Annotated in this window: 1 protein-coding gene; it reads left to right on the top strand. The window is 29.2% G+C overall.

Features of this window, described 5'->3' with window-relative positions; genetic code table 11:
- On the top strand, positions 1–245 hold a 245-nt coding region (locus tag E3E25_RS11360; RefSeq protein ID WP_206204734.1), incomplete at its 5' end, for a hypothetical protein.
- Between the last annotated feature and the right edge of the window lie 180 nt (positions 246–425).

Genomic DNA, 425 nt, shown 5'->3' on the forward strand with positions numbered 1-425 from the left:
ATTTTTTTGGTGATGCTGAGATTGAAGAAGATATTATTCTGATGAGTGATGTAAATTATCATCCTGAAAATTTCAACTCACTTTTTAATTGCTTTCAAAAAATAATTCATCAAAATAAAACTATCATATTGGCAACACCGCAACGGATAACAGCGAAGCCTTTTATTGAAAAGTTATCTCCTTTTATTAAGCAACAATTTGCAAAAAATATTCAACAAACAAGTATCAGTATTTTTATTCTCTAATAAAAAAGCTATGCCGCAATAAAGCATAGCTCGAAAATAAATGAGCATATATGTAGAGTAAATGTTGTTATAGTTTAATACCAATACTTAAGGCAACATAAAACATTTCGCTTCCTCTTTCTCCGCTAATTAAGTTTTGTGGCATTACATAAGAGGGTATAACGCTTGCATTAAATTTTC

Source organism: Thermococcus sp. MAR1 (assembly GCF_012027305.1).
Lineage (GTDB): Archaea > Methanobacteriota_B > Thermococci > Thermococcales > Thermococcaceae > Thermococcus.